The organism is Glycomyces artemisiae, from assembly GCF_003002955.1.
In the GTDB taxonomy this organism is placed as follows: domain Bacteria; phylum Actinomycetota; class Actinomycetes; order Mycobacteriales; family Micromonosporaceae; genus Glycomyces; species Glycomyces artemisiae.
This window is the reverse complement of the sequence record NZ_PVTJ01000005.1, coordinates 426,224-438,923: the sequence shown is the minus strand read 5'-3', so window position 1 is coordinate 438,923 and position 12,700 is coordinate 426,224. Positions and strand designations below refer to the sequence as shown.

10 protein-coding genes are annotated in these 12,700 nt (G+C 72.2%); 6 read left to right on the top strand and 4 right to left on the bottom strand.

Annotated features, from left to right (window positions below):
* Positions 1 to 134: 134 nt before the first annotated feature.
* Entirely contained in the window at positions 135 to 1,931 is a 1,797-nt protein-coding gene (locus tag B0I28_RS15485) for an RICIN domain-containing protein (protein WP_106364731.1), read from the bottom strand.
* A gap of 238 nt (positions 1,932 to 2,169) precedes the next feature.
* Here B0I28_RS15485 and B0I28_RS15480 point away from each other — a divergent pair, with 238 nt between their 5' ends.
* The 6 genes from B0I28_RS15480 (at position 2,170) to B0I28_RS15455 (ending at position 9,620) form a co-directional block, all read left to right on the top strand.
* On the top strand, positions 2,170 to 3,096 hold the full coding sequence (locus B0I28_RS15480; protein ID WP_219926780.1) for a carbohydrate ABC transporter permease: 927 nt from the start codon (positions 2,170 to 2,172) through the stop codon (positions 3,094 to 3,096).
* 11 nt (positions 3,097 to 3,107) lie between these two features.
* Positions 3,108 to 3,923 (top strand): carbohydrate ABC transporter permease, encoded by an 816-nt coding sequence (locus B0I28_RS15475; protein WP_106364729.1) that lies wholly within the window; start codon positions 3,108 to 3,110, stop codon positions 3,921 to 3,923.
* Between the two features lie 25 nt (positions 3,924 to 3,948).
* Positions 3,949 to 5,262, top strand: coding sequence for an ABC transporter substrate-binding protein (locus tag B0I28_RS15470; protein ID WP_106364728.1), 1,314 nt, complete (start codon positions 3,949 to 3,951; stop codon positions 5,260 to 5,262).
* A gap of 27 nt (positions 5,263 to 5,289) precedes the next feature.
* On the top strand, positions 5,290 to 6,318 hold the full coding sequence (locus tag B0I28_RS15465; RefSeq protein WP_106364727.1) for a LacI family DNA-binding transcriptional regulator: 1,029 nt from the start codon (positions 5,290 to 5,292) through the stop codon (positions 6,316 to 6,318).
* Between the two features lie 100 nt (positions 6,319 to 6,418).
* Positions 6,419 to 8,497 (top strand): alpha-galactosidase, encoded by a 2,079-nt coding sequence (locus tag B0I28_RS15460; protein ID WP_106364726.1) that lies wholly within the window; start codon positions 6,419 to 6,421, stop codon positions 8,495 to 8,497.
* A gap of 103 nt (positions 8,498 to 8,600) precedes the next feature.
* Complete coding sequence (locus tag B0I28_RS15455; RefSeq protein ID WP_106364725.1) at positions 8,601 to 9,620, top strand: hypothetical protein; 1,020 nt, start codon at positions 8,601 to 8,603, stop codon at positions 9,618 to 9,620.
* A gap of 37 nt (positions 9,621 to 9,657) precedes the next feature.
* Here the strand turns inward: B0I28_RS15455 and B0I28_RS15450 are convergent, their stop codons facing one another.
* From B0I28_RS15450 to B0I28_RS15440, 3 genes are all read right to left on the bottom strand, one after another.
* A complete protein-coding gene (locus B0I28_RS15450) occupies positions 9,658 to 10,692 on the bottom strand; it encodes a DUF2332 domain-containing protein (protein ID WP_106364797.1) in 1,035 nt (344 codons plus the stop codon).
* A gap of 31 nt (positions 10,693 to 10,723) precedes the next feature.
* A complete protein-coding gene (locus B0I28_RS15445; RefSeq protein WP_106364724.1) occupies positions 10,724 to 11,371 on the bottom strand; it encodes a DUF6518 family protein in 648 nt (215 codons plus the stop codon).
* Positions 11,372 to 11,444: 73 nt separating this feature from the next.
* On the bottom strand, positions 11,445 to 12,695 hold the full coding sequence (locus B0I28_RS15440; RefSeq protein WP_106364723.1) for a serine hydrolase domain-containing protein: 1,251 nt from the start codon (positions 12,693 to 12,695) through the stop codon (positions 11,445 to 11,447).
* Positions 12,696 to 12,700 lie beyond the last annotated feature (5 nt).

Here is a 12,700-nt window from a genome sequence, read left to right as displayed (position 1 = left end):
CAAGTCAAGTATGTCTATATTTCACCATAAGGATCGGCTTCGGCGGCGCCGCGCCCGGGAAATCATCGGATCAACCCCGAGGCGGCGCCGGCGGAAGCGGCCCGGCCCAAGCCGGGGCCGGGCCGCTCACCGGCCTACGTCAGGGTCCAGCGCTGGTTGGCGCCGCCGTGGCAGGTCCACAGCACCACTTTCGAGCCGTTCGCGGTCGCCGCGCCCGACACGTCGAGGCACAGTCCGGACTGGACCGATCTGACGGTCCCGTCGCTCCCGAGGGTCCACTGCTGGTTCGTCCCGCCGTGGCAGGGCCAGATGATCGCCTGCGTTCCCGGGCTGGTCCGGTTCTCGTAGGCGTCGAGGCAGCGGCGCGAGTCGCCGCTGTAGACGCTGAGCTGGCCGCCCGAGTAGGTCCACTGCTGGTTGGACGCGGAGTGGCAGTCCCAGATCTGCACCTGCGTGCCCGCGGTAGCAGTGCTGTTCGGCACGTCGAGGCAGCGCCCGGAGGCGGTGCCGCGCAGCTGCCCGGCGTCGCTGCCGGTGCCGTCGGCCGGCGTCAGGTACACCGCGAAGGCATCGCCGGAGTTCTGGAAGGTCAGCGGGACCGAGACCGAGCCGCTGGAGGCGCTCACGTCCTGGCTGTACACCACCAGCGGCGACCCCAGCGGGGCCTGCTCGGGGATGCGCTGGACGGTGACGTGGACGCTGCCGCCGCCGGTCAGCCACGGCACGGCCGACAGCCCGGTGACGTTGACGTTCGCCGACCCGGTGTAGCCGTTGATGTTCCCGATGACGGCGACCGCCCGCCCGTTCGCCTGGTCCTTCGCGGCCGAGATCGCGGTCCCGCCGACCTGCCCGGAGGTCTGCACGAGGGTGCCGGTCATGTCGGCGTAGGCGCGCATCACCCAGTAGTTCCCGGTCGGCTGCCAGGTGCCGCCGGACTGGGTGAGCAGGCCGGTGAGGTTGGGCGTCAGGCAGCAGACCCAGTTGCCGCGCATCGCGTTGTCGTAGTCCGACTGCGCGAACCGCGCCAGGTACCAGGCGGTGACGTTGGCGGTCTGCATGTTCTGCGGCTGGTACTCGTTGGCCGACAGGGGCAGCGGGGCGATCCCGTTGGCCGAGAGCGCGGCGAGTGTGTCGTCGCCGACCTCGACGGGGTCGTCGATGTTCCCGAGCGTGTGGTTGGTGATCATGTCGGGGAGGGTCCCGGCGTCCCTGGTGTGCCGGAGCCAGGTGTTCCACTGGTCGGGGCGGCGGTCGGGGGTGTACGCGAAGGAGGGGCCGACGATGACGGCGTCGGGGTCGGTGGCGCGGATCTCCTGGACCGCGCTGTCCCACATCTGGAAGTACTGGGTGCCGTTGACGGGGCGCTCCCAGAAGATCGAGATGTCGGGCTCGTTCCAGATGTCGTAGGCGATCGGGAGCCCGGTGTCGCGCAGCTCGGCGACGACGGTGCGGACGAAGGTGCGCCAGTTCGAGCAGTCCCCGTTGTCGCACGGGTACAGCGTGCCCGCGCCCTGGCCGCCGTAGGCGCCGTACATGTCGCTGAGGATCGCCTGGTACTGCGCGTTGTACGGGTCGGCGGTGAACCGCTCGGCCTGAGCGGTGATCGAGTCGAGGATCGTCTGCGTGGCGCTCCCGTACCGGTAGCCGTCCTCGATCCAGCCGCGGGTCATGTGGCCGCCGGCGCGGAAGGCGTTCATGCGCAGCGGTTCCAGGAGCGCGTCGGAGGGCTGGGAGCCGTCCCCGGTCACGCCGTAGAGGAACCCGAGCCCGACCCCGTTCGAGGGGCCGGCGTCGGCGGCGAGGTTGACCTGGAGGGAGGTCTGCGCCTGGCCCGCGCTCGGCGCGAGGATCTGGAAACCGAAGGTCAGGGCGAGCGCGAGCACGCTGAGGAGTGCGGCTCGACCTCGTTTTGTGAGCGTTCTCAATGCCATTGGAGCTCCATGGTCGTCGATGGTCGGAGGAGTGGCCGGACGCGACCGATGCCGGGTTGACCTGTCGGTTCGTTCGGACCTGCGGAGTCGGGGCCGTCAACGGGGATCACGAGGGCCCGTACCCGGAAGAATAGATGGCAATCGATGCCTGGTCAAGGCGGCCTTGACGCGTCCGTTTGTGAGCCCTAACATTCAATCTTGTCACTTCGTTGATGTAATCCGCAGAGGGGAGGCGCCAGTGGCGGACCGCCGGACCGACACCGCCGCACCGCCTGTGAGCGCTCGCAGGAGGCGCCGCGGCGGCGCCGCGACCGCCTACGCGCTGCTCGCGCCGAGCCTCGTGGGCTTCGTCGTCTTCCTGGTCCTGCCGATCCTCGCGGTGCTCATCCTGAGCCTCTTCGAATGGAACTTCCTCACCGACCCCGAGTTCGTGGGCCTCCGGAACTACCGCGACCTCGCCGGGGACGACCGCGCGCTCCAGTCCATCGGCAACACGTTCTACTACGTGCTGCTCAACATCCCCGCCCAGACCGTCCTCGCCCTGCTCCTCGCCTTGGCGCTGAACTCGAAGATCAAGGGCCGCAACGCCTTCCGCGTCGTCTACGTCCTGCCGTGGATGGCCATGCCCGTCGCGCTCGGCGTCATCTGGCGCTGGGTCTTCGACCCCGTCAACGGCGGCCTCAACCGCTTCCTCGGCCTCTTCGGCGTCGACGGCGCCTCCTGGCTCAACGACACCGCCTGGGCCATGCCGGTCGTCGCCTCGGTGAACGTCTGGCAGTACACCGGCTACACCATGCTGTTCTTCCTCGCAGGGCTCCAGGCGATCCCCGCCCAGCTCTACGAGGCGGCCGACGTCGACGGCGCCTCGCGGACCCACCGGTTCTTCGCGATCACCCTGCCGCTGCTGCGCCCCGCCATGCTGTTCGTCCTCGTCACCAGCGTCATCGGCTCGTTCCAGGTCTTCGACACCATCCACGTCATGACCGCGGGCGGCCCCGCCGGATCCACCGCCACCCTGAACTACCAGATCTACCTGGAGTCCTTCACCCAGCGCAGCGCCGGATACGGCTCCATGCTCGCCGTGGTCCTGTTCGCGGTCATCGCCGCGATCACCCTGCTCCAGGTGCTCCTGTTCCGCAAACGCACCGTCTACGACTTCAGTTAGGAGGCGCCACCGTGAAGCGAATCCTCCTCTACGCCGTGCTGACCGCGGGCGCCGTCGTCTCCGTCGGCCCCTACCTGCTCACCGCGAGCGCCGCGTTCAAGTCCGGGCAGGAGATCCTCACCTCCGACCCCTGGCTGCCGCCGCGCAACCCGGTCCTCGCGAACTTCGCCGAGGTCTGGAGCCGCTACGACTTCGCGCTGTTCGCCGCGAACTCACTTCTCGTCGCCGTCGCCGTGACCGCCTGCCAGCTCGTCGTCGCCACCCTCGCCGCCTACGCCTTCGCCCGGCTGCGCTTCCCCGGCCGCGACGCCCTGTTCTGGGCCTACATCGGGACGATGATGGTGCCGCAGATCGTGACCCTCGTGCCCACCTTCGTGATCGTGCGCGAGCTCGGGCTCGTCGACACCCACGTCGGGCTGATCCTGCCGTTCGTGTTCGGGTTCCTCATGCCCTACAGCGTGTTCCTGCTGCGCCAGTACTTCAAGACCATCCCCGAATCGATCGAGCAGGCCGCCCGCATCGACGGCGCCGGCACCGGCACGGTCCTGTGGCGCGTCGTCGTGCCCATGTCCCGGCCCGTCCTCGGCACGCTCGCGATCGTCGCCTTCGTCAACACCTGGAACAACCTGCTCTGGCCGCTCATCATCACCCACTCCGAGGCCACCCGCGTCATCACCCGCGGCATCGCCCAGATGCAGGGCCAGTTCAACCAGCAGTACCACCTCGTCCTCGCCGCCTCGGCGATGGCGCTCCTCCCGCTGGTCGCCGTCTTCCTGGCGTTCCAGCGCCACATCGTCCGCTCGATCGCCTTGAGCGGCATGAAGTGAACCCCTCCCGAAAGGAGACGTCCGCATGACCCGGCTTCGCACCGCGGCCGCGCTCGCCCTCGCCGCACCGCTGGCCCTCGCCGCCTGCGGCGGCGGGGACGACGGCGCCGTCACCCTCCGCTACGCCTTCTGGGACGACCCGCAGCGCCCCGCGCTGGAGGCGATGATCGACGCCTTCAACGAGGACCACCCCGACATCCGGATCGAACTCGAACAGACCCCCTGGGACGAGTACTGGCCCGGCCTCGACAGCCAGTTCGCGGGCGAGTCCGCGCCCGACGTGTTCTGGAACCACGTCTCCCGCTTCCCCGCCTACGCCTCCTCGGGCGTCCTGCTGCCGCTCACCGACCGCATCGAGGAGGACGGCCTCGACGCCTCGGTCTACCCCGAGGACCTCTACGCCTCCTGGCAGTTCGAAGGCGACCAGTACGGCCTCCCCAAGGACTGGGACTCCATCGCGATGGTCTACCGCCTCGACGCGCTCGAAGCCGCCGGCATCGACCCGTCCGAACTCGACGGCCTCGAATGGAACCCCGACGACGGCGGCACCTACGTCGAGTTCCTGCAGAAGCTCACCGTCGACGCGGACGGCGACAACGCCCTCTCGCCCGACTTCGACCCCGGGAACGTGGTCCAGTACGGCACCGCGATGGCCTCCTCCACCGGCCAGACCGACTGGTGGAACTACGCCGTCCAGAACGGCTGCGACCTCCAGACCGAGCCGTGGGGCGACTACGCCATCGACGCGCCCGAATGCGTCGAGGCCATCGAGTTCACCGCCGACCTCTACAACCGCTGGGGGGTCGCCGTCCCGGCGGAGGTCACCAACCAGCCCAACGGAAGCCTCGCCTCCGAGCAGGTCACCGCGGGCGCGGCCGCGACGGCCCTCGACGGCTCCTGGACCCTCGGCGTCTACCGCGACGGCCTCGAACCGGGCACCTGGGCGGTCGCCGACAACCCCTCCGGCCCCGCCGGCTCCGGCACCGTCATCAACGGCCTGTCCAACGCGGTCTACGCCGGGACCGAGCACCCCGACGAGGCCTGGGAGTTCGTGAAGTTCCTCGGTTCCGAACAGGCCCAGGCCATCGCCGCCGACCTGGGGTCCGTCTGGCCCGGGGTCGCCGACCTCAACGGCCGGTTCGCCGACTACTGGGCCGGGCAGGGCGTCGACGTCTCCGGCTTCCAGACCGCCGCCGAGGGCACCACCACCGGGTACCCGCTCTCGCTCGACGACGCCGCGTTCTCCACCGCCGCGCTCGACGAGTTCAATCAGGTCTGGCTGGGCGACAAGGACGCGCAGGCCGCGGCCGACGCGGTCGTCGCCATCGCCAACGAATAGCAGCCCCGAACCCAGGAAGCGAGCCGCATGAGCACGGACAGGCCCCGACGCGTCAACATCGTCGACGTCGCCAGGCACGCGGGCGTGTCGCACCAGACCGTCTCCCGCGTCATCAACGACTCCCCGCTGGTGGCGGCGGCGACGCGCCGGAAAGTCCAGGCGGCCATCGAGGAACTGGGGTTCCGGCCCAACCGGCTCGCCCGCGCCCTCGCGGGCGGCACCGCCAGGGAGGTGACCGTGCTGACCACCGACACCTCCCTCTACGGCGCTTCGGAGACCCTGAGCGGCATCGAGGACGCCGCCCGCGCCGCCGGGCACACCGTGTCCGTCTCGGTGATGAACCCCGACCAGCCCTACGCCGACGCCGACGTGCTGGCCCGACTCCCGCACCTCGGCTCCCCCGCGATCGTCATCGCGCACGACGCGACCACGACCCGCGCCATGCGCGCCCTGCGCGCCGCCCAGCCCTCGACCACCGTCGCCACCGGCGGCGGCGACCTGGCCGACGAGACCGAGGCCGCCGACTGGCTGGTCGCCCTCGACGACCGGGCCGTCGCCGCCCGCGCCACCCGCCACCTCCTCGACCTCGGGCACGCGACCGTCCACTATCTCGCGATCCCGTCGAAGGCCCCGCGCCGCCTCGGCTGGGAGCAGGCGCTCCGCGACGCGGGCCGGCCCGTGCCGCCCCCCGCCGCGTGCGACTGGTCCACCGCCTCGGCCTATCACGCCGCCATCGGACTCCTGGAGGACCCGGACGTGACCGCGATCCTCTGCGGGAACGACGACCTCGCCGTCGGCGCGGTCCGCGCCGCGCACATCGCCGGGCGCGCCGTCCCCGGCGACCTGAGCGTCGTCGGCTTCGACGACTGCCCGTACGCCGCGTTCCAGGTCCCCGCGCTCACCACCGTGGGCCTCGACTTCCGCGGCCTCGGACGGGGCGCCTTCGAGCTGCTGCGCTCCAAACTCGACGGCGCCCCGCGGCCCCGGCCGACCTGGCGGCAGCCCGAGCTCATCGTCCGCGAGACCTCCGCTCCGCCCCGGAACAGGACGGAGTGAGGACCGGCGGCCACGCTCCTCCCCCGCCCGCGACCGACCCCGCCGCGACGCCGCGCACCGCGGCGGCGCGGCGTTCCGCCACCACCCGAAAGGCCCGACCATGCCGCACGCCGACGACCGGACCTGGCTCCTCGACACCCCCAACACCACCTACGTCCTGGCCCTCGACGACGACGACCGGCTCCACGGGCTCCACTGGGGCAGGCGCCTCACCCGCGAGCAGGCCGCCGACCTGCCCGGCCTCCACGCCCCCCGCGCCAGGCCGGTGTTCGACGGCCTCGACGCCCGGCTCGACCTCAACCCCGCCGCCGCATTCCGCTACGGGCAGACCGGCCTGCAAGTGCGCTTCGCCGACGGCACAACCGAACTCGAACTCCGGTTCACCGGCGCCCACCGCGACGGCGACGAGCTCGCCCTGGGGTTCGAGGACCGCCACTACCCGCTCGACGTGCGCACCGTGTACCGGACCTTCCCCGACACCGACGTGATCGAGCGGCGGGTCGTGCTCCGCAACCGCGGGGACGACCCGGTGGAGATCGTCCGCGCCGACTCCGCCACCTGGGTCCTGCCGCGCCTCGACGACTACCGCCTCAGCCAGCTCCACGGCTCCTGGGGCGCCGAGTTCCAGCTCACCAGGACCCGCCTGCCCTACGGCGAGACGCTCATCGGCTCCCGGCGCGGCATCACCGGCCACCAGTCGAACCCGTGGCTGGCGCTCGACGACGGCACCGCGGGCGAATACTCCGGCCGCGTCTGGTCGGTCGCGCTGGCCTGGAGCGGCACCTGGCGCATGACCGCCGAGCGCAGCACCGACGACCGCGTCTCGGTCTCGACCGGCTTCGGGCACGACCCGGTCGCGTTCGCGCTCGCCCCGGGCGAGACCCTGGAGACCCCCGCCTCGGCGGGCCTGTGCACCGACGGCGGGTTCTCCGCGGGCGCCGCCGCCTGGCACGACTACGTCCGCGGCCACGTGCTCGCCCACCCCGGCGAGGTCCGCCCCGTCCTCTACAACTCCTGGGAGGCCACCGGATTCGACGTGTCCGCCGGATCCCAGATGAAGCTCGCCGAACGCGCCGCCGCCCTCGGCTGCGAGCTGTTCGTCATGGACGACGGCTGGTTCGGCGCGCGCGTCGACGACCGGGCCGGACTCGGCGACTGGACCCCGAACCCCGACCGGTTCCCCGACGGCCTCGCCCCGCTCATCGACCACGTCCACGGCCTCGGCATGGGCTTCGGGATCTGGGTGGAGCCCGAGATGGTCAACCCCGACTCCGACCTCTACCGGGCCCACCCGGACTGGGTCTACCACCGCCCGCACCGGCGGCGCTCCGAGACGCGCCAGCAGCTCGTGCTCAACTTCGCCCGCGACGACGTGCGCGAGTGGGCCCACGGGTGGCTCGACCGGCTCCTGCGCGACCACGGCGTCGACTTCGTCAAGTGGGACATGAACCGGCCCTTCACCGAGGCCGGCTGGCCCGGCGCCGAGCACGGCGACCGCCTCTGGATCGAGCACACCCGCGGGTACTACGCCGTCCTCGACCGGCTCCGCGCCGACCATCCGCGCGTGCGCATCGAGACGTGCGCCTCCGGCGGCGGCCGCGCCGACCTCGGCGTCCTCGCCCGGACCGACCAGGTCTGGACCTCCGACAACACCGACGCGATCGACCGCATCGCGATCCAGGAGGGCTTCGCCCAGCTCTACCCCGCGCAGGTCATGGGCGCCTGGGTCACCGACTCCCCGAACCCCTTCACCCGCCGCGCCGCCACGCTCGACCTGCGCTTCCACATCGCCATGACGGGCGCGCTCGCCGTCGGCGGCGACCTGCGCCGCTGGACCGAGCGCGACCTGTCGCGCGCGGAGGCGCTGGTGGCCGAGTACAAGCGGGTGCGCGAGACCGTCCAACTCGGACGCCGGTACCCGCTGCGCGCGGGGACCGTGCAAGGCGTCCAGTTCAACCGCGGCGCCGACACGGCCGTCGTCGCCTGGCGGCTCGAACGCCGCTTCGGCTACCCGGACCCGCTCCTGCCGCTGCACGGCCTCGACCACGGCGCCCGCTACCGCGACGAGGCGACCGGCCGCGTCCGCCACGGCGCCGTCCTCGCCGAGCACGGCCTCGACCTCGGCCTGAGCGAAGCCGACCCGGCCAGCACCGTGATCCGCTTGCGCCGCATCGACTGAGCGGGGGTCTGCCGCCGTTCCGCCGGTCGATCGCCTCGACGGCTCCGCCCGACCGCACCAGAATGGGGCTCGCAACCACTTCCCGCAGCCCCAGGAGCCGCACGTGACCGCGTTCGACCGCCGCCAGTTCCACCGAACCGTCCTCGCCGTCCCCGCCGCCGCCCTGGCCGGCGCCGGCCTGGGCGCGCTCGCCACCGCCGCGGCCGCGGCCGCCCCCGCCGACTGGGACGCGCACTTCCTTGTGGGCCAGGCGAACGGCGAACTCAGGCACCGGAGGCGGCGCGGCGACGGCTCGATGGGGCCGACCTGGGACGACGTCCCCACCGCCGCCGGCACCCTCTACCGCGTCTCCTGCACCGGCCTGGGCCCGGATCTCCACGTCGTCGCCGCGCTCAACAGCGGCACCCCCGACCACGCGGTCCGGCACGGCGCCGACGGCTCGTGGACCGAGTTCACGCCGATCCCCTCGCAGGCGGGCCCCGCCACCGGCGCCGTCCACGTCGCGGCCGCCGCGCTCAACAGCGAACTGCACGTCTTCGGCGCCTCCGAAGGCGGCACCGCCCTCCAGCACACCGTCCGCGCCGCGGACGGCACCTGGCTCCCCCGCTGGTCGACGCTCCGCACCTTCGCGACCATCTCTCAGATCGCCACGACCCGCGTCGGCACCACCATCGACACCGCCGTCGTGTCGGGCGGCGTCCTGCGCCACGCCATCCGCAGATCGGACGGCACCTGGACCGGCTGGGGCAACATCGAGACCTCGGCGGGCGACATCGGCTACGTCAATCGCGTCGCGCTGGCGGGCATCGGCTCGCAGCTCCACGTCGTCGCGCTGAACGGCTCCGGCGAGGTCTACCACGCCGTCCGCCGGGCCGACGCCACGTGGCAGCAGTTCAGGCGGGCCACGGTGCTCAGCCAGTACCGCCCCTTCGACGTCGCCGCCGCCAACGTCGGCGGCGAGATGCAAGTCGGAATCGTCAACCTCGACGCCGACGGAGGCCAGTCCGTCAAGCACACGATCCGCCGCGCCGACGGCTCATGGCAGACGGTCGCGACCGTCTCCTCCTCCAACCTCACCGCCCCGGGCACGATCTCCATGGGCGCCACACCGATCGGACGGTAGCCCGCACGGCGCCGAGCCGGTCCCCGGGCGCTCTCGCTCAACTGCGGGAGTGATCGCTCGGTAAACGGCCTTCCGGGCTGAGACCGCGGTACGTGTGGCCGTGCGGCCCGGTCAATGCCACCGGTTCCCCGTCGACGGCGAGGACGAACGACCCGCCGGCGTCCGCGTCGGCGGGCAGTCGGCTTGCGATGTCGGGGAACACGTGGGCGCCCTCGTTGCTGATCCACGTGCAGTCCAGATCCGCGACGGTGCCGCGGAACCGGGCGCGGTCGGCGGCGGACAGGTATACGAGGACCGCGGAGTGGAACACGACAAGGGTCGCATCCGCAGGCGCGTCCGCGGCGGCGTCGGCCAGCGCCTCGTTGAGGTCGCCGGTGCGGATCGGCGCCGGTGCCGCGGCGGCGATGCGGGCGGCGGCCGCGATGCGCTCGCGCCGGTCGTCCTGCCCGGGCCACACCAGCGTCTCCAGCCAGGACCGGGTGTCCGGGTCGGTCGCGTCGAGCGGGTTGCGGTCGATCCCGGCGCGCCAGACCACGTCCGGGAGCCGGGACGGTGCGGGCGTGCCGGACAGGGCGCATTCGAGGACCACCGGGCTCGGGCCGGAGTCGGGGTCGAGCGCGGCCGGAGCGTCGCCGGTGTACCGGTAGGAGTACCGGTCGGGGTGGAGGCACAGCCCCGCTGAAGCGCCGACCTCCAGGAGGGCCACGGGTCCCTCGATCCGGGACAGGACCGGGAGCAGCGTCGCGCAGCGGGCGGCCTCGTTGGTCTGGGTCGCCCGCGCCATGACGATCGGCCGCACCGATTCCCAGTGCGCCAGCAGCCATTCGCGCCAGGGCCGGTACGGGCCGACCGGGGCCCCGGCGCGGCGGGAGGCCGCGAAGACCAGGTTCGGCTGGCGCTTCGCGACCGGCAGCGCGGCGATGAGCGCCCGGACCGGCTCGTCGGCGGCGACGCCGTCGGCCCAGTCCTCGTAGACGGGCGAGACGCCGGCCGCCTCGTGTGCCGCGAAGCGGGCGTAGGTGCGCGCGACCTGGTCGATTTCGTTGTCGGCGTCCAGGATCGGATCGAACATGCGCGCCATGCTACGCGTGCCAGGGCGCTGCTCAGCCGCCGTAGCCCGCCATCGCGAACCCTGCGAAGCCCACGGCCGCAAGCGGTACCGCGAGCGCCGACGCCGCTGCGCGGTGCCGCCACGACCGGCCCAGCAGCGCGATCAGGACCAGTCCGATCACCACCATGATGGCCGCCGTCGCGAGGTCGTCGGCCCGGTACTGCGCCTCCGTGCCCGGCAGCCGCCGCAGCAGCATCCCGGCCTCCGCGAAGAACACCGCCCCCAGTGCGGCGAGCCCCGCGAGCGCGCGCCAGCGCGTGTCCGATCGCGACCAGGCTCCGAACGTCCCGAACACGGTCCCGGCCAGCACGCCGAACGCCATCCACACCAGCGACGTCGGCGCCCACAGGTTGGCGAGGTCGTCGTGCTGGATGAGCGTCGCGGCCAGGTAGTAGGCCTCGACCGCCACTACCAGCAGCACCACGCCTGCGGCGGCCGGCCGCCAGCGGCCGGCGCGCACCCACGCGCCGACGGCGAACGCGCCGACCGCCCAGACCGCGCTCGAATTCGCGAGGTTGGCCCAGGGGTACGGGAGTTCGCGCTGCGCGATCAGGTCCACCGCCCCGAGCGCGACGCCTCCGGCGACGGCGACCGCCAGGATCAGTGGAAGCGGGCGCGGGGTTCGGGACTCTTCGGGCATGGGCGGAAGTATGCCATGGGGGTCGAGCCGCCCTCACCCGGGGGATACCCGGTATGCCCGCCCGGTCGGCGCGCTACTTGAGGAGCGTCGGCGCTTCGAGCACGAGGTCGGCGATCAGCGCTTGGACCCGCTGGTCGGCGCCGGTCGGCATCGGGCCCGCGTCGGCGCCGCAGAGTCCGGCGATGAGGAGGGAGCCGAGCGCCCAGTTCAGCTCGTCGGGGTCGGCGGCGGCGTGGCGGTCGTCGATGTTCCAGGTGAACGTGGCCTGCGTGTCGCCGTCGACGGAGTGGAACGAGTACGTCTGGTGCCCCAGGCCGCCGCCGGTGTGGCCGACGAAGACCTCGTCCGGGTCGCCGGGGCAGCCCGGGTTGAGGCCGACCAGGCCCAGCCCGTAGTACATGCCCTCGCCGCCGCCGACGAAGTCGGTCATCTGGGCGAGTCCCGCGCCGTCCAGGAGCGTGCCGTCGAGGAGGGCGTCGTAGAAGTCGTTGACGTCCTCCATAGTGGAGATCACTCCGCCGGCCGCCCACAGCTGGTCGCTGGAGAGCCGCGAGGTGTCGAAGTACGGGTCGTCGGGTTCGCCGGTCGTCATGTACGGCACCGGGTTCGCGCCCCGGATGCCCGCGGTGCCGTCCTTCGGCAGGTAGGTGTCGTCCAGGTCGGCCGGTTCGAAGACGCGCTCGTCGAGGACCTCGCGCAGCTCCCTGCCCGTGAGGTGCTCGACGAGCAGTCCCAGGGCCATGTAGCCGGTGTTCGAGTAGGAGAAGTCGGTGCCCGGTTCGAACAGCAGCGGGTCGGCGGTGCTCATCGCGATGAGTTCCTCTGGCGCGTAGTCGTTCCGGTAGTTCGCGTACACGTCGCTCATGTCGTTCTCGGCGAGCGAGGGGTAGAGGTGGAGGAAGTAGTCGCGCAGGCCGCCGGTGTGCTGCATGACCTGGCGGATGGTCGGCTCGCTTTCGTACGGGAGGAGCCCCGGCAGGTAGTCGCCGAGCGTCGCGTCGAGGTCGACCTCGCCTTCGGACTGGAGCTGGAGGAGCACCGCCGCGACCATCGACTTGGTGAGGCTGGCGATCCGGACCCGGTCGTCCTCGTCGACGGCGCCGCCGGATCCGTCGATCTTCCTGGGCCCCATGGCTTCGGACCAGACGTCGTCGCCGAGGCGCACCTCGGCGGTGATGGAGTGGTCCGCCGCGTCGTAGAGCTGCTGGAGCTTCCGGTCGAGCAGCGCCTCGTCGAGGGAGCCGGAGGGCGCCGCACTGGCGGAGGCGGGGAGGGCGATGAGGCTGAGCGCGAGGGCGCCCGCAATGGAGAGTGGTTTGCGCATGCCGC

Bases quoted from the DNA above. Each gene is read 5' to 3' on its own strand.
- B0I28_RS15485 (WP_106364731.1), bottom strand. From the start codon at position 1,931: ATGGCATTGAGAACGCTCACAAAACGAGGTCGAGCCGCACTCCTCAGC.
- B0I28_RS15470 (WP_106364728.1), top strand. From the start codon at position 3,949: ATGACCCGGCTTCGCACCGCGGCCGCGCTCGCCCTCGCCGCACCGCTG.
- B0I28_RS15465 (WP_106364727.1), top strand. From the start codon at position 5,290: ATGAGCACGGACAGGCCCCGACGCGTCAACATCGTCGACGTCGCCAGG.
- B0I28_RS15460 (WP_106364726.1), top strand. From the start codon at position 6,419: ATGCCGCACGCCGACGACCGGACCTGGCTCCTCGACACCCCCAACACC.
- B0I28_RS15450 (WP_106364797.1), bottom strand. From the start codon at position 10,692: ATGTTCGATCCGATCCTGGACGCCGACAACGAAATCGACCAGGTCGCG.
- B0I28_RS15445 (WP_106364724.1), bottom strand. From the start codon at position 11,371: ATGCCCGAAGAGTCCCGAACCCCGCGCCCGCTTCCACTGATCCTGGCG.
- B0I28_RS15440 (WP_106364723.1), bottom strand. From the start codon at position 12,695: ATGCGCAAACCACTCTCCATTGCGGGCGCCCTCGCGCTCAGCCTCATC.